At 63.5% G+C, this 20,239-nt stretch carries 20 protein-coding genes; 6 read left to right on the top strand and 14 right to left on the bottom strand.

All coding sequences use genetic code 11. The features are described from left to right. Window positions 1-16: 16 nt before the first annotated feature. Entirely contained in the window at window positions 17-871 is an 855-nt protein-coding gene (locus ACJ8PI_RS18945) for a LysR family transcriptional regulator (RefSeq protein ID WP_033649519.1), read from the top strand. Window positions 872-877: 6 nt separating this feature from the next. On the opposite strand, the gene ACJ8PI_RS18940 is transcribed toward ACJ8PI_RS18945, so the two are convergent. Continuing rightward, window positions 878-1,318 carry a DNA-binding protein gene (locus ACJ8PI_RS18940; RefSeq protein ID WP_164134561.1) on the bottom strand — a complete coding sequence of 147 codons (441 nt, stop codon included), beginning with the start codon at window positions 1,316-1,318 and terminating at the stop codon, window positions 878-880. Continuing rightward, complete coding sequence (locus ACJ8PI_RS18935) at window positions 1,269-1,889, bottom strand: nucleotidyltransferase domain-containing protein (protein ID WP_164134584.1); 621 nt, start codon at window positions 1,887-1,889, stop codon at window positions 1,269-1,271. The genes ACJ8PI_RS18940 and ACJ8PI_RS18935 overlap by 50 nt, the downstream gene beginning before the upstream one ends. Before the next feature lie 206 nt (window positions 1,890-2,095). On the opposite strand from ACJ8PI_RS18935, the gene ACJ8PI_RS18930 reads away from it, so the two are divergent. From ACJ8PI_RS18930 to ACJ8PI_RS18920, 3 genes are all read left to right on the top strand, one after another. Beyond that, window positions 2,096-3,484: an amidohydrolase family protein gene (locus tag ACJ8PI_RS18930; protein ID WP_164134560.1), complete on the top strand. Its 1,389-nt coding sequence runs from the start codon at window positions 2,096-2,098 to the stop codon at window positions 3,482-3,484. A 100-nt stretch (window positions 3,485-3,584) separates the two neighbouring features. Further along, a complete protein-coding gene (locus tag ACJ8PI_RS18925; protein WP_033653973.1) occupies window positions 3,585-4,136 on the top strand; it encodes an isochorismatase family protein in 552 nt (183 codons plus the stop codon). A 2-nt stretch (window positions 4,137-4,138) separates the two neighbouring features. Beyond that, on the top strand, window positions 4,139-5,062 hold the full coding sequence (locus tag ACJ8PI_RS18920) for a GlxA family transcriptional regulator (protein ID WP_049202579.1): 924 nt from the start codon (window positions 4,139-4,141) through the stop codon (window positions 5,060-5,062). Here the strand turns inward: ACJ8PI_RS18920 and ACJ8PI_RS18915 are convergent. Next, on the bottom strand, window positions 5,057-6,049 hold the full coding sequence (locus tag ACJ8PI_RS18915; RefSeq protein ID WP_060439315.1) for an acyltransferase: 993 nt from the start codon (window positions 6,047-6,049) through the stop codon (window positions 5,057-5,059). The genes ACJ8PI_RS18920 and ACJ8PI_RS18915 overlap by 6 nt on opposite strands. 217 nt (window positions 6,050-6,266) lie before the next feature. On the opposite strand from ACJ8PI_RS18915, the gene ACJ8PI_RS18910 reads away from it, so the two are divergent. After that, window positions 6,267-7,514 (top strand): MFS transporter, encoded by a 1,248-nt coding sequence (locus ACJ8PI_RS18910; RefSeq protein ID WP_033638635.1) that lies wholly within the window; start codon window positions 6,267-6,269, stop codon window positions 7,512-7,514. Window positions 7,515-7,567: 53 nt separating this feature from the next. Here the strand turns inward: ACJ8PI_RS18910 and ACJ8PI_RS18905 are convergent, their stop codons facing one another. Further along, window positions 7,568-8,194, bottom strand: coding sequence for a LysE family translocator (locus tag ACJ8PI_RS18905; protein WP_041037277.1), 627 nt, complete (start codon window positions 8,192-8,194; stop codon window positions 7,568-7,570). A gap of 121 nt (window positions 8,195-8,315) precedes the next feature. Here ACJ8PI_RS18905 and ACJ8PI_RS18900 point away from each other — a divergent pair, with 121 nt between their 5' ends. Continuing rightward, the gene (locus ACJ8PI_RS18900; RefSeq protein WP_164134559.1) at window positions 8,316-9,227 is read left to right on the top strand and encodes a LysR family transcriptional regulator; all 912 of its coding nucleotides are present in this window, start codon (window positions 8,316-8,318) and stop codon (window positions 9,225-9,227) included. 11 nt (window positions 9,228-9,238) lie between these two features. Here the strand turns inward: ACJ8PI_RS18900 and ACJ8PI_RS18895 are convergent, their stop codons facing one another. From ACJ8PI_RS18895 to fdnG, 10 genes are all read right to left on the bottom strand, one after another. Continuing rightward, entirely contained in the window at window positions 9,239-9,514 is a 276-nt protein-coding gene (locus tag ACJ8PI_RS18895; RefSeq protein ID WP_043148289.1) for a type II toxin-antitoxin system RelE/ParE family toxin, read from the bottom strand. After that, entirely contained in the window at window positions 9,514-9,774 is a 261-nt protein-coding gene (locus ACJ8PI_RS18890; protein ID WP_033649526.1) for a CopG family ribbon-helix-helix protein, read from the bottom strand. The genes ACJ8PI_RS18895 and ACJ8PI_RS18890 overlap by 1 nt, the downstream gene beginning before the upstream one ends. Window positions 9,775-9,856: 82 nt before the next feature. Beyond that, the gene (selB, locus tag ACJ8PI_RS18885) at window positions 9,857-11,698 is read right to left on the bottom strand and encodes a selenocysteine-specific translation elongation factor (RefSeq protein WP_164134558.1); all 1,842 of its coding nucleotides are present in this window, start codon (window positions 11,696-11,698) and stop codon (window positions 9,857-9,859) included. Next, window positions 11,695-13,089, bottom strand: coding sequence for an L-seryl-tRNA(Sec) selenium transferase (selA, locus tag ACJ8PI_RS18880; RefSeq protein ID WP_164134557.1), 1,395 nt, complete (start codon window positions 13,087-13,089; stop codon window positions 11,695-11,697). Before selA ends, selB begins: the two co-directional genes overlap by 4 nt. 69 nt (window positions 13,090-13,158) lie before the next feature. After that, complete coding sequence (locus ACJ8PI_RS18875; RefSeq protein ID WP_164134556.1) at window positions 13,159-13,764, bottom strand: glutathione S-transferase; 606 nt, start codon at window positions 13,762-13,764, stop codon at window positions 13,159-13,161. A gap of 40 nt (window positions 13,765-13,804) precedes the next feature. After that, complete coding sequence (locus ACJ8PI_RS18870; protein ID WP_033636562.1) at window positions 13,805-14,455, bottom strand: DcrB-related protein; 651 nt, start codon at window positions 14,453-14,455, stop codon at window positions 13,805-13,807. Window positions 14,456-14,569: 114 nt separating this feature from the next. Further along, window positions 14,570-15,499, bottom strand: a complete 930-nt coding sequence (gene fdhE / locus ACJ8PI_RS18865) for a formate dehydrogenase accessory protein FdhE (protein ID WP_164134555.1) — start codon at window positions 15,497-15,499, stop codon at window positions 14,570-14,572. After that, a complete protein-coding gene (fdoI, locus tag ACJ8PI_RS18860) occupies window positions 15,499-16,134 on the bottom strand; it encodes a formate dehydrogenase cytochrome b556 subunit (RefSeq protein WP_164134554.1) in 636 nt (211 codons plus the stop codon). The genes fdhE and fdoI overlap by 1 nt, the downstream gene beginning before the upstream one ends. Next, window positions 16,131-17,033 carry a formate dehydrogenase subunit beta gene (gene fdxH / locus ACJ8PI_RS18855; protein ID WP_033649532.1) on the bottom strand — a complete coding sequence of 301 codons (903 nt, stop codon included), beginning with the start codon at window positions 17,031-17,033 and terminating at the stop codon, window positions 16,131-16,133. The genes fdoI and fdxH overlap by 4 nt, the downstream gene beginning before the upstream one ends. Window positions 17,034-17,045: 12 nt before the next feature. Beyond that, window positions 17,046-20,093, bottom strand: a complete 3,048-nt coding sequence (gene fdnG / locus ACJ8PI_RS18850; protein ID WP_164134553.1) for a formate dehydrogenase-N subunit alpha — start codon at window positions 20,091-20,093, stop codon at window positions 17,046-17,048. Window positions 20,094-20,239: the final 146 nt, after the last annotated feature.

Here is a 20,239-nt window from a genome sequence, read left to right as displayed (position 1 = left end):
AGCCAACAGTGGGAAAATGAATCGCTACCCGATGTTCAATCCGCAGCTGCTGCTCAGCTTCGTCGCCGTATGCGACAGCAACAGCTTCACCCGCGCCGCAGAGCGGGTGTTTTTGTCGCAGTCCACCGTTAGCCAGCAGGTGCGCCGGCTGGAAGAGATGCTGGGCAAACCGCTGTTTGAGCGCTCCTCGCATCAGGTGCTGCTGACCGAAGAAGGCGTCAAGCTGTTGAGCTACGCGCGCCGCATCATCGCGCTGAATGAAGAGGCCCACGACGCGCTGACCGGCATCTGGCGCGACGGCGTGCTGCGGATCGGCATGCCGGAGGATTTCGCCGTGCCCACCACCGAGCTGCTGGCCGACTTCAGCCGCGAGCACCCACACCTGCGATTGGACGTCGCCAGCGGCCTGAGCGCCGATCTGCACAGCGCCTACGCGCGTGAAGAGCTGGATCTGATCCTGGTGAAGCAGCGCCGCCGGCAACCGCCGCGCGCCGCACGGCCGGAACCGCTGCTGTGGTTGGACAGCCTGGCCTTCCCGGCCATCGAGCAATCGCCGGTGCCGCTGGCGGTATTTCCGCTCAGCGGCCTGTACCGCGACGAGCTGTGCCAGGCGCTGGACAACCTCGGCAAACGCTGGCGCATCGGCTACAGCAGCGCCAGCCTGGCGGCGCTGACCGCCGCTTCCGCCGCCGGGCTGGGCGTCACCCTGTTGCCGGCCGGCTGCCGTCTGCCGACGCATCGGGTGCTGGGCGAAGCCGAAGGATTGCCGCCGATAGACAACTTCGAACTGGCGCTCTACTACCGCGACGGCGCCCCCGCCGCCACGCTGTCGCTGGCCCAGCGGCTGGCGGTGTTTTGCGGGTTGAAGTGAGGCCGCTTACGCCACTATCTGCGGATATTCACGTTGCAGCCAGTCGATAAGCCGCCCCCACAGCGCCTCTGTCTGCTCAAGGCAAGCCTGTACCGCCGCGTCCGTCACCAAGTCGCCGGAGTAATCCGCCACGTTGCGCTGCTTTCGCAATGCGTCCAGGCAGATCATTTCCCCACGCGGCAGCCCTACGGTGAGCGACAACGATTGGATCATGATCTGGTGATGGCCGGGCTTGCTGGTCAGCGTGCGGTATCCTTTGGCTTGTAAAGCGGCATTAGCCATTTGCATGACCGCCTTATATGCCGTGTCGAAACGGCTCTCGTTGCTGAGCTGAGTGATACCCGCATCGCGTCGGTTGCGAGCGGCGGCGGCCAGCAATTTTTTAATCGCCCCCGCGTCAGGCGTTATCCCCTCCAGTCCCAGCCCGACCAGATTGTCCAGCGTCATCCTTGTCTCCCGCAATCCAGAGCTGGGGTTTATCCATAATGTCCTGAATAAACGCGGAGTTCTCGGCCAAAGCCGCTCGCCACTCTTCCGGCGAGTACAGTTTGGGGTTAATTTCCCGACCCAGCGTTTCCTGCAGCGGATAAACCGCCTGAATCACCTCCGCAAAAGACAGTTTACCGACGATCAGAACATCAATATCACTGGCCGCCGTCGCTTTGCCACTGGCGACGGAACCAAAGATGAAAGCCCGTTCGATGTCTTCCCCAAATCCAGTCAGTGCCTGCCGTAAGCGCGCAGCCGGCCCGCAAGCCTTGCGGAAAATCGCCGCCAACTCGGGAAAAATCAGGCAATCGGCGTTAGCCTGATAGCAAATTTGGCTGCCCTGCCGCTGCCTGAGCAAGATGCCGCCTTCAGCCAGCCTGCTCAACTCTTTATGTAAAGTCCCGGCCTGAGTTGCGGTGCGCCGCGCAATTTCTCGCACATGAAACGCCTGCCCGGCTTCAATAAACAGCAGGCTTAGCACTTTTCTACGGTATTCGCTGAACAGTAATTCGAGCATCGGATCGTGCATCACGCTGGCCTCAATGTAGCTTTAATGACTACAAATGTAGCCATTAAAGCTGCGAAAGAGCAAGCCAGGAGAACCATCCCACCAGCAGACGCCGATCATTACCAAATCGAATAGTCACCAGTGGCAAATGTCACTGCCAACCGGCCGGTTCCTCTCCTAAATTGGGGGATGTTTTCACCCCTCACCTCTGGATTAAGGAACCGAACGTGGAAAACCCTCAACAACCGGGCCGCAGAGCCTTCCTCAGCCAAACCGGCAAACTTACCACCGCCTGCGCGGTGATCGGCCTGACGGGCGGCATGGCGCAGGCCGCGTCACCGGGCGACGGGCAGTGCGCACCGGCACCGATGACCCTGACCGATCGCCACTACTGCCTGAGCGAGGTGCGGCTGGAAGACGGCTTTGAATACGACGGCGAAACGGTGATCGGCACCCGCACTGCGCTGTACACGCTGGAGATCAAAGACGGCAAGATCGCCGCCATTCACGCCGCCAACGCCGCGTTGCCCGCCGACGTGCCCCGCTATAAGGCGCAGGGCCAGCTGCTGCTGCCGGCGTTTCGCGACATGCACATCCACCTGGACAAAACCTTCTACAGCGGCCCGTGGCAGGCGCCGCGCCCGCGCCAGGGCAAGACCATCATGGACATGATCGCACTGGAGCAGACGCTGATCCCGAAACTGCTGCCCACCTCGCAGCAGCGGGCGGAAAACCTGATCGCCCTGCTGCAGTCCAAGGGCAGCACCGTGGCGCGCAGCCACTGCAATATCGATCCGGTCAGCGGCCTGAAAAGCCTGGAACACCTGCAGCGCGCGCTGGAAAACCACCGGGCGGACTTCAGCTGTGAAATCGTCGCCTTCCCGCAGCACGGGCTGTTGCACTCCAAAGTCGATGCGCTGATGCGCGAAGCGATGCAGATGGGCGTGCAGTACGTCGGCGGGCTGGATCCGACCAACGTCGACGGCGCGAAGGAGAAATCGCTGGACGCCATGTTCCAGATCGCCCTCGATACCGGCAAAGGCGTGGATATCCACCTGCATGAGACCAGCCCGGCCGGGGTCGCCGCCATCAACTACATGATCGCCACCGTGGAGCAAAACCCGGCGCTGCGCGGCAAGGTCACCATCAGCCACGCTTTCGCCCTGACCACGCTGACGCCGGGCGAACTGGCGGAAACCGCCACCCGGCTGGCGGCGCAGCAGATCACCATCGCCTCCACGGTGCCGATCGGCGGCCTGATGATGCCGCTGCCGCAGCTCAGCGAGAAAGGGGTGTTCGTGATGACCGGCACCGACAGCGTGATCGACCACTGGTCGCCGTTCGGCACCGGCGACATCCTGGAGAAGGCCAACCTGTACGCCCAGCTGTACCGTGGCTCCGACGAGTATCACCTGTCGCGCGCCATGGCCATCTCCACCGGCGGCGTGTTGCCGCTGGACGGTAAGGGCCAGCGCGCCTGGCCAAAAGCCGGCGACGCCGCCGAGTTCGTGCTGGTCAACGCCAGCTGTTCCGCCGAGGCGGTCGCCCGCCTGCCGGCGCGCAGCGCCACCTTCCATCAGGGGCGTCTGGTGGCCGGCCAGGTGAGCAAAGCCTAAGGTCGGTCCGCTGTTGTCATCATGATGGCCGTTTTTGGCCTTCTGCCAGAGTAAGGCGCGGCGCAAGATGGTCGCTACACATACTGGCGGAGGGCCGAAAATGTCACAGAGCGCGTTATTGATCATCGATGTCCAGCAATCATTCCAGCACCGTCCATTCTGGCAGGAGGACGATCTGCCGGCGTTTCAGCAGGCGCTGACGCGCCTGATCGTGGGCTGCCAACAACGCGGCGCAGCGCTGGTCGATGTGCTGCACGTTTCGCCGCAGGGGCCGTTCTCGCTGGCTTCGGGCCATGTGCAGCGCCTGCCGTTCCTCACCCACCAGGCGGATATCACCGTGCATAAGCACGTACACAATGCGCTGACCGAATCCGGCCTCGACGCCTGGTTGCGCGAGCGGGATATCAACCACCTGATCGTCTCCGGCATCCGCACCGAGCAGTGCTGCGAAACCACCACCCGGGTAGCGTCCGATCTCGGTTATCGGGTGACCTTCGTCACCGAGGCGACGCTGACCTTCCCGATGCGTCATCCCGACGGTGAAACCTTTACCCCTGCACAGCTGAAGCGGCATACTGAAACCGTACTGGTCGATCGTTTCGCCCGCATCGCCAGCGTGGATGAGGCGCTGGCGCAACTCGCACAGGAGTAACCATGTCGCAGGCCGTCTATTTTCTGCTGTTGCCCAACGTGCTGTCGCTGGACGTCAGCGGCCCGGCGGAAACCCTGCGCCTCGCCGGGCAGTTCAGCCTGCGTTATCTCAGCCCGGCGCCGCAGATCGTCTGCTCCATCGGCATGACGCTGAGCGGCCTGCAGCCGTTGCCCGAACGCTTGGAAGACGGCGCCATTCTGGTGCTGCCGGGCGTCGGCGATTCGCAGCGCTATTTCGCCGGGGAAGAGGCCGAGCAGGCGCGACGCTGGCTGGCGACGCTGCGGCCCGATCTGCAGCGGCAGCGCATCACCCTTGTGTGCATCTGTTCCGGCGCGCTGCTGGCGGCGCAGGCCGGGCTGCTCGACGGCTATCAGTGCACCACCCACCACGACGTCATCGAACGTATCCGCCGGCAGGCGCCGGCTGCGCAGGTGAAAGAGAACCGTATCTTCGTCGAAGATCGCGGCGTCTACACCAGCGCGGGCATCACCACCGGCATCGATTTGGCGCTGCACCTGGTCCACCGCCACTGCGGCTCCGGCCGGGCGCGCGACGTCGCACGCGACATGGTGGTCTATTTCCGCCGCGCCGGGGACGATCCGCAGCTGTCGCCCTGGCTGCGCTACCGCAACCACCTGCACCCGGCGGTACACCGCGCGCAGGACGTGATGGCCGCCGAGCCGGAGGCCGACTGGTCGGTTCCGCAGGTGGCGGAAAAAGCGCACGTCAGCAGCCGCCACCTGGCGCGGCTGTTTCGCAGCCACGTCGGCATCAGCGTGCGGGAATATCATGAGCAGCTGCGGTTGGCGGTGGCGCAACAGCGCCTGCAGCAAGGATATGGGTTGGAGAAGGCCGCGCTGGCGGCCGGCTTTTCTTCCGGGCGGCAGCTGCGCCGCGCCCAGCAGCGCCAGCGCTCGCCGCTATGACACCAGCCGGCGGGTATCCAGCCGCTGCAGGCCGACAGACAGCAGCAGGCTGAGCCCCAGCGCCACGCCGAACACCCAGAAGATATCCAGCAGCGGGTGGCCGGTGAAATCCAGATGCCGGCTGCGCATCACGTTGACGATAAGGGCGTGAAAACCGTAGATCGCCAGCGAATGGCGGGAGAACGCGCTCAGCCAGCCGATCGGCTGCGGCAAACAGTGTTTCACCCACACCAGCAGCGCCACCGCCGCCATAAACACCAGCGGGCCGCTGTAGATGTAGTAGGTATCGGCGAAGTTGCCGTTGATGAACAGCTGGTGCTTGGTGCCGCGCGCGATCAGCGCCACGCACAGCGCAAATCCCAGCGCCGCCAGCCAGCCCACGGCGCGCCCGCGCGCCTCCATCATGCCAATCGCCCGCCCAGCCAGTGCATACAGCAGGTAGTAGAAGGTATCGCCGTAGATATACAGGTTAACCGGCAGCAGGTGCGCATTGCCGAAGGTCAGCTTGTCGGTATTCGGGTTGGCGATCGCCGCCAACACCACCAGCGCGGCGGCCAGGTAACGGCGCGACACCGGCTTGACGCTGATCAGCGGCGACAGCAGGTAAATCACCGTAATGGCGTAGAAAAACCACAGGTGGTAGAACACCGGCTTTTGCAGGATGGCGCGCAGCGACGGCCAGAAGCCGATCTTGGTGAAGGCCGCGATATAGATCAGCGCGATGGCGCTGTAGAACAGAATGCAGCAGGCGATACGGGTGAAATGCCGCCGGCCAGCGCTCTTTTCGCCGAAGAACAGGTAGCCGGAAATCATGAAGAACAGCGGCACCGACACGCGCGACAGCGAGTTCAGTGCGTTGGCAATATCCCAGTTGTGCAGCCCTATCGCCGCGCCGTTGGTGACGTAATAGGTGGTGGCGTGGATCATCACCACCATCATGCACGCTATCGCCCGCAAATTGTCTATCCAGCCGATTTTCTCGCTCAAACGCTCGCCCGATCTTGTGTCATATTGATATGTTAAGAAGAGGTTATCGGGCACGGCGTTCGGCGACAACCCAAAAGCGAAATATCAGAATGCACTTAAACAACACCTTATGATTGCGAAGGTGAACAATTGGCGGCAAAATAGCCGCCACAACTCGCTCAGTTTGCGCTTCCCGCCCTGGCAGTTCCTTTTTCTCTTTTACTATCAGTACAATAATATGAAAACGACATTACCACCTGCGGCACGTTTGGGCCGACAGGCGCTTTTATTCCCTCTTTGTCTGGTGCTGTTCGAGTTCGCCACTTATATCGGCAACGATATGATTCAGCCGGGCATGCTGGCCGTCGTGGCGGATTTCAACGCCGGCGAAGAGTGGGTGCCCACCTCGATGACCGCCTATCTGGCCGGCGGCATCTTCCTGCAGTGGCTGCTCGGGCCGCTGTCGGATCGCCGCGGCCGCCGCCCGGTGATGCTGGCCGGAGTGGCGTTCTTTATCGTCTCCTGCCTGGCGATCCTGTTGGTCACCACCATCGAGCAGTTCATCGCCATGCGTTTCCTGCAGGGCATCGGCCTGTGCTTTATCGGCGCGGTCGGCTACGCCACCATCCAGGAGTCGTTTGAAGAATCGGTGTGCATCAAGATCACCGCGCTGATGGCCAACGTGGCGCTGATCGCCCCGCTGCTCGGGCCGCTGGCCGGCGCGGCGCTGATCCACGTCGCGCCATGGCAGAGCATGTTCGTGCTGTTCGCCGCGCTGGCGGCCATCGCCTTCTACGGCCTGTGGAAAGCCATGCCGGAAACCGCCACGCTGCAGGGCGAGGCGTTTTCCGCCGCCAACCTGTGGCGCGACTACCGTCAGGTGCTTGGCAACCGCCGCTTCCTGTGCGGCGCTTTGGCGATCGGTTTCGCCAGCCTGCCGCTGCTGGCCTGGATCGCCCAGTCGCCGGTGATCCTGATCAGCGGTGAGTCGCTGTCGACGCTGGATTACGGCCTGCTGCAAATCCCGGTGTTCGGCGCGCTGATCCTCGGCAACCTGACGCTGGCACGCCTGACCGGCAAAAACAGCGTGGAGCGCCTGATCAAGCTGGGCGCGGGCCCGATGCTGCTGGGGCTGCTGATCGCCGCGCTGGCGACCCAGTTCTCCAGCCATGCCTACCTGTGGATGACCGCCGGCCTGAGCCTGTACGCCTTCGGCATTGGCCTGGCCAACGCCGGGCTGTACCGCCTGACGCTGTTCTCCAGCACTGTCAGCAAAGGCACCGTGTCGGCCACCATGGGCATGCTGAGCATGATGGTGTTCACCGTCGGCATCGAGCTGGCCAAGGTCGCCTACGTCTGGGGCGGTAGCGGGCTGTTCAACCTGTTCAACCTCATCAGCGGCCTGTGCTGGTTGACGCTGGTGGCGCTGTTTATCGGCAAACGCCGCAACGGCGACCCCACGCCGCAGCCGACCGGCGCGGCTTAAACGCCACGATAAACGCCGGTCCGGTTTCCCGACCGGCGTTTTTTTATGCGGCTTCAGCCGAGCAGACCCCACAGCGCATACCCCGCTCCCACCACCGCCACCCCCAACAGCAGCAACGCCGACAGGACAGAGATCGCCCGCCGCGCGCGCTGCAGCGCCGTTCCCGACAGCAGGGTGATATAGGCCAGCAAGATGGCGAAGTCCGCCAGCACCCACAGTGCAGTCAACAGCGTCAGGCTGGCGCCGATCGAGGGGGTGACGGCGATAAACTGCGGGAAAAAAGCGACGAAGAAGATAATGTCTTTGGGGTTGGCGATGCCCACCAAAAAACCGGTCAGGATCGCCGAGCGTTTTTGCGGCGGCGCAACGGGCTGCGCATCCGGGGTTCGCGCGGATAAATCCTCATACAGCGAGACGATCGCCATACGGCCGAGAAACAGGCAACCCAGCAGGCCTATCCACTGCAGCAAGCGCATATCAACCGCGAACAGCCCGGTGATAATCAGCGCGGCGACGCCGATCAGCAACAAGGAGGCCCCGTTGCTGCCCAGCGCAGTCAACAGCGCGCGCCGGGCACCAAAGCGCGCCGCGGTGTTGGCCACCATCGCCACCACCGGCCCCGGCGTGGCGATCAGCAAGAAAATGGCGGCGAAATACGCCGCCAGCAACGACAGGTTCATCTTTATTTCACTCACATTCAGTCAGTTGGCGTCGCGCCATTATCCTGCCGCCGCCCCCGCCTTGAAAAAGGAGTAATCCTGTCGTTTACTGTGAATCAGACTCATTATTAGAGACGCCGCGATGGCCAGTTCCCTTCCGCCGCTTTACGCCCTGCGCGCCTTCGAAAGCGCCGCCCGCACCGGCTCGTTCACGCTGGCCGCCGAGGAGCTGCATCTCACCCCGAGCGCCGTCAGTAAGCACATCAAAACGCTGGAGCAGCACTTCGGCTGTCGACTGTTCCAGCGCAACGGCCCGCGCATCGAGGTCACGCCGCAGGGGAAAATCTTCGCCGCCGAGCTGCAGCAAGGGTTTGGCCGCATCGAGCAAGCGTGCGAGTTGTTCAGAAGCCACCGCGATCTGCTGCGGCTGAAGGCGCCCTCCACGCTGACCCTGCGCTGGCTGCTGGACTGCCTGAGCCGGTTCCGGCAAACGGCGCAGGCGTTCGAGGTGCAGGCAGCCAGCGTCTGGATGGACATCGACAGCGTGGATTTTTTCAGCGAACCCTACGACTGCGCCATCCTGCTCGGCAACGGCCACTTCGGCGCCAACACCGCCGCCGCCAAGCTGTTCGACGAATGGCTGATCCCGATTTGCGCCCCTGCACTGCTCGCCGACGGGCAGCGCGATCTCGCCGCCTGCCCGCTGATCCACCCTTCGCCCGATCGGCGCGACTGGCGGCGCTGGCTGCAAAAAAGCGGCATCGCGGCCCCGATCGATCTCACGCGCGGCCAGGTATTTGATTCGCTGGAACAGGGCAACACGGCGGCCATCGCCGGGCACGGCGTCTCGATCGGCGATCTGGCGCTGAGCCTGCGGACGATTGAAGAGGGGTTATTGGCGCTGCCCTGTGACGCCGCCGTGCGTACCGGCGACGGTTACTATCTGGTTTGGCCGGAAGAATCGGCGAAGCGGCCGCTGATCGAACGCTTACAGGCGTTTCTGACCGCCCAGACGCCCGACGTCAGCCAGGCCGCCGTCAGATTTATCGGGTAGGGGAATTCGGCCTATCGCTCTTCGCGGGTATGCCAAATACGCAGAACATAAATCGTTGCCGGCTGCACCTGGTAACGTATCTCATAACGGCCGACCAGAATACGCCTCACTTCCTGCGGTAAAAACTCGTCCAGTCTTTCACCCAGGCGAGAATTATCAAGCAACGCTTTAGGCGCGGCGACCAAGGCCTTCACCGAATTCGCTGCCGCAGTACGGTTAGCCAAGGCAAGAAACTCAAACAAACGCGCCAAATCCGATAGCGCCTTACTCGTCCATTTTAACTCCATCAGCGCGGTACCGGCAGCGGATCGTCACTGTCCAGGCTGGCAGCCCAGGCTTCTACCGATTCATGATCGATAACGTTTTGCTGTTCGACATCGGCCAGCGCCGCCAGCGTTAACCGACGGCGCTCTTCCTCTTGCTCGAGCCAGGCGGTGAGGGCTTGCTTCACTATCCATCCCCGTGAGCGTTCAAGTTTGGCGGCCATTTCATCCACCTTTTCAGCCAAAGGCAGCGGCACATGAGCGGTGATGACTTTCGTATTCATCGTCTTGATCCTCAATACAATCGACATCAATCAAAGTGATTAAAGCTGATTATACCGCCATCAGAGAACAAAAAACACGCAATCAGTTGCCGAACAACCCGCCGTCGCGCAGCAGATGCTCGTTACCCTTGCGGCGGGTAAAGCCGCTGCGATCGAAGAACTCCAGCACCTGGATCGCCAGCTTGCGCCCGACGCCGAGCCGATCGCGGAAATCAGCGGCGTTGGCGCCGCCCCGCTCCGCATCCAGCTCGCGGATCAGCGCCGCGAACTGATCGATGCGTCGGCTGAGGTAATAGCGATCCACCACCACCGCCGTCACATGGCCCAGCTGGGCCGCCTTGCGCAGCAGCGCCCGCACCTGGCTCTCCTCTTCGCCCAACTCGCTCGCCAGATCGCGCACCCACCACGGCTCGTCGCCGAACAGCGGTTCGATGCGCGCCCACAGCGGCGCCTCTTCGGCGCTGAACGCCAGACCGTGTTCCGGCAGGTGCAGCCAGCCGCGCGTATTGCGCAGTGCGCCGGCCTTCTGCAGCCGATCGATCATCATAAACACCAGCGTTTCCGGCTGCTGGGGCAGGGCCATGCGCCGCAGACGGGCGCGCCCTAACCCCAACTGATCGGCGTGCTGTTGGTGGTACTCCGCCAGCACCTGCAGCAGCCGACTTTCCGCCTGTTGCACCTGCTCCTGCGCCAGCGCCCGATCACCGACGATCAGCAGATCGTGGTTCGCCAGCAGTGCCGCCAGGCCGTCGTCGGTCAACTGACGCGCCCAGGCGAACGCCGTCAGAGACAGCGCGCCGTGCGGCAGCTCAAGCGTCAGCGCCTGCGCATCGTCCTGCGCGTTCGCCAGGGCCTGCAGCCATGCCAGGTAGTCCGGCTGGCGCTTGCCGCGCTTGGGCGCGCTCAGTCTAAGCACCCGGGCCGCGCCCAGCGTTTGCCGTGCGCCGATATCGCGCAGCACCAGCCGATCGTTCTCCGCCAGCCACAGCGGGCGATCGAGGATCAGTTCCGCCAGCCCGTCGTTCAGCAGCGAAATGCGCCCGGTGATGTGGCTGGCGGCATGGTGCAGGTGCAGCGGCTGCCAATGACGGATCGGCCGATCCGCTTCCAGCGCCACCAGAATGCGTTCCGCCGCCTCAGGCGGACGCTGCGCCAGCAGCCAGTCGCCGCGCGCGACACGGTCTTTATCGACATCGCCGCTGATGTTCAGCGCGATGCGTTGCCCGGCCTGGGCCTGTTCCACGGCCTGATTTTGGGCGTGCAGGCCGCGCACCCGCACCGGCGCGTCGGCGCCGGCCAGCCACAGCGTATCTCCCACCTGCACCCGGCCGCCGAGCGCGGTGCCGGTCACCACCAGCCCCGCCCCTTTGACGCTGAACGCACGGTCTACCGCCAGGCGAAAACGGCGCGTCAGCGCGTGCTCGCCGGAGGGCAGCGCCAGCAAATGCGCGCGCAGCGCCTCAATACCCTCTCCCGCCGCCGCCGCGGTAACAAACAGCGGTGCATCGGGCCAGCCCTGGCGCGCCAGTTCGTCGCGCACCTGGCGGCGTACCTCGCCGACACGCGCCGCGTCCACCCGGTCGGCCTTGGTCAGCGCCACCGTCAGCGCCGGGCGCCCGCTCAGGCGCAGGATCGCCAGATGTTCGCGGGTTTGCGCCATCACGCCGTCGTCGCAGGCCACCACCAGCAACGCATGGTCGATGCCGCCGACGCCCGCCAGCATGTTGGCGAGGAATTTCTCGTGGCCGGGCACGTCGATAAAGCCCAGCACCCGGCCGTCCGGCTGCGGCCAGTAGGCGTAACCCAGATCGATGGTCATGCCGCGGCGCTTCTCTTCCGGCAGGCGATCCGCGTTGATCCCGGAGATCGCCTGCAGCAGGGTGGTTTTGCCATGATCGACATGGCCGGCGGTGGCGATGATCATGAGGCGCTCAGCGCGTCGATCAGCGCCCCTTCCTGTTCCAGACAGCGCAGATCCAGCCACAGCCGGCCATCACCGAGGCGGCCGATCACCGGCTGCGGCAGGCGGCGCCAGCGTTCGGCCAACGCTTCCAGCGTGGCGCCGCGGCCGTCGCGCGGCGTGAAGGTCAGCGCATAGCTTGGCAGGCGATCCACCGGCAGCGAACCGCTGCCAATTTGCGACCAGCACGGTTCGGCGCGCAGCTCGAAATCGGCGGTGAACCGCGGTGCCAGCGCCGCCAGCAGCCGTTCGGCCGCCTGTTGCATCTCCTGCTGCGGGCGGGTCAGCAGCCGCAGCGTCGGCAGCTGCTCAGCCAGTTTTTCCGGCTGCAGATAGAGCCGCAGCGTGGCCTCCAGAGCCGCCAGCGTCAGCTTGCCGACGCGCAGCGCGCGCTTGAGCGGATGCTGCTGCAGGCGGGCGATCAGCGCCTTTTTGCCGACGATGATCCCGGCCTGCGGGCCGCCCAGCAGCTTATCGCCGGAGAACGTCACCAAGTCGACGCCGGCGGCCAGCAGCCGCTGCGGCATCGGTTCGGCGGGCAGGCCGTACTGCGCCATGTCGATCAGCGAGCCGCTGCCCAGATCGGTGGCGGTCGGCACGCCCTGTTCGGCTCCGAGCTGCGCCAGTTCGGCCTCGTCGACCGCCGCGGTAAAGCCCTGAATGCTGTAGTTGCTGGTGTGCACTTTCATCAACAGGCCGGTCTGCTCGTTGATGGCCTGGCGGTAATCTTTCAGATGGGTGCGGTTGGTGGTGCCGACCTCCACCAGTTGGCAGCTGGCCTGGCGCATCACGTCGGGTATGCGGAATGCGCCGCCGATCTCCACCAGCTCGCCGCGCGACACCACCACCTCTTTGCCGGGGGCGATCGCCGCCAGCATCAGCAGCACCGCCGCCGCGTTGTTATTGACGATGCAGGCGTCCTCCGCGCCGGTCAGCCGGCACAGCAGATCCGCCACCGCCCGATCGCGATGGCCGCGCCCGGCGCCGTCGAGATCGTACTCCAGCGTCACCGCCTCCCCCATCACCGCGCTCACCGCCTCCTTCACCGGCTGCGCCAGCAGGGCGCGCCCGAGGTTGGTGTGCAGCACGGTGCCGCTGAGGTTGAACACCGGCAGCAAAGCCGGGCGTTGCTGCCGGGCCAGCTCGGCCCGCAGCGCCTGCGGCCAGTCGCCGCACCAGGCGGGTAAACGTTGCTGTTGCTTGATAGCGTCACGCGCCTGGGCCTGCAGCCGGCGCAGCAGTTCGCCGATCAGCGTCTGGCCATGCTGCGCCACCAGCGGTTCAATCGCGGGTTCTCGCAGCAGGCGGTCGATGGCGGGCAGTTGGCTGTAAAGAAGGTGGGATTCAGTGCTCATGGTCGCTCGGTTTTCAATTTAGACGTATCGGCATAGCAAAACCCCGCCGCGGCGGGGAGAAAAGAACGTTCAGGGCGGCGCGGTGCGGGCGAAGCTTTCACGGGCGAACAGGCGTTCGGCCAGCTTGACCAGCGCCGGGCGCCCGACGCACCAGTTGGGCAGGATGCGGCGGAAATTGAGGTAGCCCAGCGCGCAGCCGGTGGCGATATCCGCCAGCGTCAGCCGCTCGGCATTGAGCCACGTTTTGTCCCGCGCCAGCGCCTCCAGCGCATCCAACCCGTGCGTCAGTTTGTCACGCTGGCGCAGCATCCAGTTTTCGTCCTGTTTTTCCGGCGCGCGCCGGCTTTCGCGAAACAGGGTCGCCGCCGCTTCGGTCATGCCGTCCGCCAGCGCCGCCACCTGGCGGACGCGCAGCGCGGCGGCGCGTTCGGCCGGCAAAAACGCCGGCTCCACCGTCAGCAGTTCGAGGTATTCGGCCACCACCGGCGAGTCGTAAAACACCTCGCCGTCATCGGCGATCAGCACCGGCACCTTGCCAAGCGGGTTCAACGCCTTCACCCGGCTGCCTGGCTCATACGGCGGATCGTTGACGAATTCGAACGCGATCCCTTTTTCCAGCAGCATTACGGAAATCTTGCGCACAAAGGGGCTGGTGTAACTGCCGATAAGCTTCATCCGGTCTCCTCCGCTTCGTCCTGGCCGCGGCGCGGCGCCCTTACTTCACCGCCAGGGTATCAATAATCCGCTGCACCAGCGCCTGATGCACTTCCGGCGTTTTGGCCGGCGACAGCATTTGCAGCGTCACCACCCGTTTGTTGAACACCGTCAACACCAGCGTGGAGACCACCTTTTGCCCGTTGACGGTCTGCTCGGTATCCACCCGGCGAAACTTCTGTTTGCCGACGCTGAAGTTCTCTTCTTTGGTGGTCTGGATATTCTGATAGCGCTCGGCCAGCACCGTGATGGCGCTCTGCGCCAGCTCTTTCAGCATTTTGTCGCTGGTGTTGAGCTTCATGCCGTCCGGCGGGATCACTTCGGAAGAGACCGCGCTCTGGCGCGACTTGCCGTCGAGAAAGCGCTGAATGGTGGAGGTGCTGTCGTTGATGATGCCGCTGTTCAGCGTTTGATCGCTAAAGCCCGGCGGCAGCTCGAAGGTGATTTTGCCCTTCTGCAGCGACACGTTCAGCCCCGGCGGCGCGGGCGGGGTTTCTACCGGCGCAGGCGGCGGCGGTGGCGCGGGCTGCGTCACGGTCGGCTTGGTGTCCGGTGGCGGCACCGCCGGTTTGGTGTCGTCTTTGTTGTCGCAGGCCGCCAGTCCGACCGCCAGCACGGCGACCGCGGTCAGTTTTGCCAGGGTGTTTAACATCGTGGTTCCTTTCGCTTGGCGCGTTATGGCCTAAACGTAGCAACTCGTCCGGGCGAATGCCAGAAGCCCGTGCTGAAATTGCTGGTCCGGCCCCGCGCGAACGGGGCCGGGCGGTTACTCCGCCGGGAACAGGAACGGATTGATGCTGCTGCGGCCGAAGCCTTCTTCTTCCATGCGGGCGTCCAGCACCAGCGAAGCCAGATCGTCGGCCACCGCTTCGACCTGCGGGTCTTTTTCCTGATACAGGATCTTCAGGTAAGTACCGCAGTCGCCGCAGCTTTCCGCCTTCACCGCCGCCTGCTCGCTGTCCAGCGACCAGTAGTTGAGATCGCGGGTCTGCTCGCAGTTGCTGCACTTCACCCGCACCACGTGCCATTCGCTTTCGCACAGGTTGCAGTGCAGGTAGCGCAGGCCGTTGACGGTGCCGATGTGCACCATGCTGGAGACCGGGATGCTGCCGCACACCGGGCAGAATTGGCGCTGCTCGCCGTATTCGGCGCGCGCCTTGCCGGGGATCAGGCTGGCCATCTGCGCCCAATAGAGCGACAGCGCGGCCCAGAGGAACGGCGCCTTCTCGCTGCCCACCTTGCCGAACTCGCGGTTGAGCAAGGCGTCGGCCATCAGCTCCAGCTCGTGCGCCGAGGCTTTCTCCAGGTTGTCCAGCACCGCCAGGATATGCTCCGGCGCCTGCGGGCGCAGCTCGGCGATCAGCGACGCCAGCAGCTTGCGCCAGTGCTCGCTGCGCGGGAACACGCTCAGATCGAGCGGCGGTTTGCCGCTGGCGGCGCCCTGCGCCAGCGCTTCGCTAAGATTGAGCTGCAGCGGATTATCGTGCAGCGCATGCTGCTGCGCCTGCGCCAGCTCGGCGGCGAAGTTCAGATAGTCGCCCAGCGGATTGTCGACAGCCAGCTGACGCAGGCGATCGGCGCGGCGACTGTACAGGCTTTTCAGGTTGGCGAAAAGTAACGGCGGGATGTTCTCCGCCGTTGAGGACTTCTCACGCTGTGCCCCTAACTGCTCTTTAGGAACGATGCGGATACTCATCAGGGTTTATCTTCCTGTCGTTTCTCGCGGACCTCACGGTACCAGCGCGGATGATGTTTCTTGGCCCAGGCCGCCGGCACCCAGCCTTCCACCATCGCGGTAATGGTGCCTTTTACCCACAATGCGGCGTAAATGTGCACCATAATCACGATAATCAGGCCGACCGCGGCCAACGAATGCACCAGCAGCGCGATGCGGATCAGCGGGATGGAGAACGACGGCGCAAAATACGGCCGCCAGATCACCACGCCGCTGGCCAGCAGCAGCACCAGGCTGATAATCGCCGCCCAGAACACGCACTTCTGGCCGAAATTATAGCGCCCGGTGTCACCCACTTCCTCGTTCATGGCGATTTTGTGGATGTTCTTGGCCCAGACGATATCTTCCCGGTTGATCAGGTTATGCTTCCAATAGCGCAGGAACATCAGCAGGAACGCGGCAAACATGATCACCCCGACAAACGGGTGCAGAATGCGCGCCAGCTGCGGCGTCCCGAAGATGTTCATCAGCCAGTTGAAGGAGGGGAAGAAGAACCCCAGCCCGCTCATGGCGGCGAACACAAAGCAGAACGCCACGATCCAGTGGTTGATGCGCTCCGGTGCGCTGTAACGCTGAATGGGCTTTTCCTTTCTCATTTGCGCGTCTCCTCGTCGTGCGACTCGTCGTGCTCGTCCTCATCGTCGACGCGGTTAGGCCCGACGCCGACATAGTGGAACACGCTGGCCGCGAAGGTGGCGGCAAAGCCGATGGCCGCCAGGGGTTTCCACACGCCCTTCCAGAAGGTCACCGCCGGGCTGATGCTCGGGTTGTCCGGCAAACCGTGGTACAGCTGCGGTTTGTCGGCGTGGTGCAGCACGTACATCACGTGCGTGCCGCCCACCCCCGCCGGATCGTACAGACCGGCGTTCTGGTAGCCGCGGGTGTTCAGCTCGCTGACGCGATCCGCCGCCACCTGCTTCATCGCTTCCTTGGTGCCGAAGTGAATGGCGCCGGTCGGGCAGGTTTTCACGCAGGCCGGTTCCTGGCCGACGTCCACGCGGTCGACGCACAGGGTGCACTTGTACACCCGGTTGTCGTCCTTGTTCATGCGCGGCACGTCGAACGGGCAGCCGGCGATGCAGTAGCCGCAGCCGATGCAGTGCTCGGACTGGAAGTCGACGATGCCGTTGGCGTACTGAATGATCGCGCCTTCCGACGGGCAGGCCTTCAGGCAGCCCGGATCGGCGCAGTGCATGCAGCCATCCTTGCGGATCAGCCATTCCAGCTTGCCGTTTTCCTCCACCTCGGAGAAGCGCATCACCGTCCACGACTTGGCGGTCAGATCGGCGGGGTTATCGTACACCCCGACGTTGTGCCCCACTTCGTCGCGGATGTCGTTCCATTCGGAACAGGCCACCTGACAGGCCTTGCAGCCGATACAGGTGGTGACATCGATCAGTTTGGCCACTTCTTCCTGGTGGTCACGGGCGCGCGGCGCCGGCGTGAAACCATTGGTGGCGGATTTACGAATGATGTCTTGAGATTGCATGGCCATAATTCGTCTCCGTTACACCTTTTCCACGTTGACCAGGAACGCCTTGAACTCCGGCGTTTGCGTATTGGCGTCGCCGACGAACGGCGTCAGCGTGTTGGCGATAAAGCCTTTCTTCGCCACCCCTTCGTAACCCCAGTGGATCGGGATGCCGATGGTGTCGACTTCCTGGCCGTGCACCTGCAGCGTGCGAATACGCTTGGTCACCACCGCCTTGGCCTTGATGTAGCCGCGGTTGGAGCTGACCTTCACGGTATCGCCGTGCTTGATGCCTTTTTTCTCCGCCAGCTTCTCGCCGATCTCCACAAACTGCTCAGGCTGCGCGATGGCGTTCAGCAACGCGTGCTTGGTCCAGTAGTGGAAGTGCTCGGTCAGACGATAGGTGGTGCCGACGTACGGGAACTTGTCGGATTTGCCCATCGCCGCCAGATCGTCCTTGAACACGCGCGCCGCCGGGTTGGACACCACGTTCGGGTGCAGCGGGTTGGTGCCGAGCGGCGTTTCGAACGGCTCGTAGTGTTCAGGGAACGGCCCTTCCGCCATCTTGTCGGTGGCGAACAGGCGGCCCATGCCTTCCGGCTGCATGATGAACGGCCCGACGTCGCTGCCCGGCGCGGCGGTGCTGTAGTCCGGGATATCGGCCCCGACCCACTTGGCGCCGTCCCACTCCAGCAGCTGGCGTTTCGGATCCCACGGTTTACCCTGCGGATCCGCCGAGGCGCGGTTATACAGGATGCGGCGGTTGAGCGGCCATGCCCAGGCCCAGCCCAGCGTATTGCCGAGGCCGGACGGATCGGCGTTGTCGCGCCGCGCCATCTGGTTGCCGGCCGGCGTCCAGCTGCCGGCGAAGATCCAGCAGCCGCTGGCGGTGGTGCCGTCGTCGCGCAGCTGCGCGAACGAGCTGAGCAGCTCGCCTTTTTTCACCAGCACCTTGCCGTCGGCATCCAGCAGATCCTCCAGCGCCTTGCCGTTGTTTTCCTGCGCCACCTCTTCCGGCGCCGGGTTGTCCGGCGTCAGGTAGTCCCAGGTCATGTTCAGCACCTGTTCCGGCACCGCACCGCCGTCGCGCGCATACATCTCGCGCAGGCGGCTGAAGATGCCCGCCAGGATCTCGCCGTCGTTCAGCGCTTCGCCCGGGGCGTCCGCGCCTTTCCAGTGCCACTGCAGCCAGCGGCCGGAGTTGACGATCGAGCCGTTCTCTTCGGCGAAGCAGGTGGACGGCAGGCGGAACACTTCGGTCTGGATCTGCGCAGGATCCACCTCGTTGAACTCGCCGTGGTTCTGCCAGAAGTTGGAGGTCTCGGTGTTCAACGGATCGATGGTCACCAGGAACTTCAGCTTGGACAGCGAAGCCACCACCTTGTTTTTGTTCGGGAACGACGCCACCGGGTTAAAGCCCTGGCAGAAGTAGCCGTTGACCTTGCCCTGCGCCATCATCTCGAAGTACTGCAGCACGTCGTAGCCTTTGTCCCACTTCGGCAACCAGTCAAAGCCCCAGCTGTTGTCCTTCTGCGCCTTGTCGCCGTAGAAGGTCTTCATCATGCTGACGAAGAATTTCGGGTAGTTGCCCCAGTAGTTAACCTGGCCCGGCAGCAGCGCCTTCGGCGTGTTGGCCTTCAGGTAGGTGTCGAGATCGGTCTGTTTCTCCGACGGCAGCGTCAGGTAGCCCGGCAGGCTCTGCGACAGCAGGCCGAGATCGGTCAGACCCTGAATGTTGGAGTGGCCGCGCAGCGCGTTGACGCCGCCGCCCGCCATGCCCATATTGCCGAGCAGCAGTTGGATCATCGCCATGGTGCGGATGTTCTGCGCGCCGACCGAGTGCTGAGTCCAGCCCAGGGCGTACAGGAACGAAGCGGTTTTATCCGCGACGCAGGTTTCGGCGATGTATTCGCACACCTTGAGGAAATCGTCCTTCGGCGTGCCGCAGATGTTGGTCACCACGTCAGGCGTGTAGCGGCTCACGTGCTGTTTCAGCATGTTCCACACGCAGCGCGGATCCTGCAGCGTGACGTCGCGCTTGGCGAAGCCGTTCTCGTCGAACTGGTAGTTCCAGGTGGTTTTGTCGTACTTGCGGTTTTCCGCATCGTAGCCGCTGAACAAGCCGTCTTCGAAGGCAAAGTCTTCCCGCACCAGCAGGCTGGCGTTGGTGTAGGCCTCGACGTACTCGCGGTTAAACTTGTTGTTGGTCATCAGATACAGCAACACGCCCGACAGGAAAGCGATGTCGGTCCCGGAGCGGATCGGCGTGTAGAAGTCCGCCACCGATGCGGTTCGGGTAAAGCGCGGATCGATCACGATCAGCTTGGCATTGTTGTGTATTTTGGCTTCCATCGCCCAGCGGAACCCCACCGGATGCGCTTCCGCCGCATTACCGCCCATGACGATAATCAAATTCGCGTTCTTGATATCAACCCAGTGGTTGGTCATCGCACCGCGACCAAATGTTGGAGCAAGACTTGCTACCGTTGGTCCGTGTCAGACACGCGCCTGGTTGTCTACGGCAAGCATGCCGAGAGCGCGACTAAATTTTTGCGACAGAAAACCGGTTTCGTTGCTGGCGGCCGAGGCGCACAGCATGCCGGTGGTCAGCCAACGGTTGACGGTAACGCCCTGATCGTTGGTTTTGATGAAGTTGGCGTCGCGGTCTTCTTTCACCAGCTTGGCGATGCGGGTAAAGGCGTCGTCCCAGCTGATGCGTTGCCATTTGTCCGATCCTGGCGCCCGGTATTCCGGGTACTTGAGGCGGCTTTCGCTGTGGATGAAGTCAACCAGGCCGGCGCCTTTCGGGCAAAGCGCGCCGCGGTTTACCGGATGATCCGGATCCCCTTCGATATGGAAAATGCTTTCTTTGGCGTTTTTGGCGCCATCACCAAGGCTGTACATCAACAGCCCACAGCCGACGGAACAATACGTACAGGTATTACGGGTCTCGCGGGCGCGCAGCAGTTTGTACTGCCGGGTTTCCGCCAACGCCACTTCGGGGGCAAAGCCCAGCGCGGCCACCGTCGTTCCTGCCATACCGCCAGCGCAGATCTTAAAGAACTGCCTTCTGCTGACCTGCATGGGGGTCTCCTTTACTCTCGATTGTCACATTGTTCAAAGGCGCCTGCCCGCTAGCGCGGCAAACGCGAATGTCACTGTTGTTATGCTTGCTACGAACGCCGGCCATATTACCACAGCGTGCTTGTGGTTGTTACACACTCGTGCTC

The sequence above is a fragment of the Serratia sp. CY82433 genome (assembly GCF_052166535.1).
Lineage (GTDB): Bacteria > Pseudomonadota > Gammaproteobacteria > Enterobacterales > Enterobacteriaceae > Serratia > Serratia sarumanii.
The sequence above is the reverse complement of the archived record's forward strand: the minus strand, read 5'-3'. Positions and strand labels throughout refer to the sequence as shown.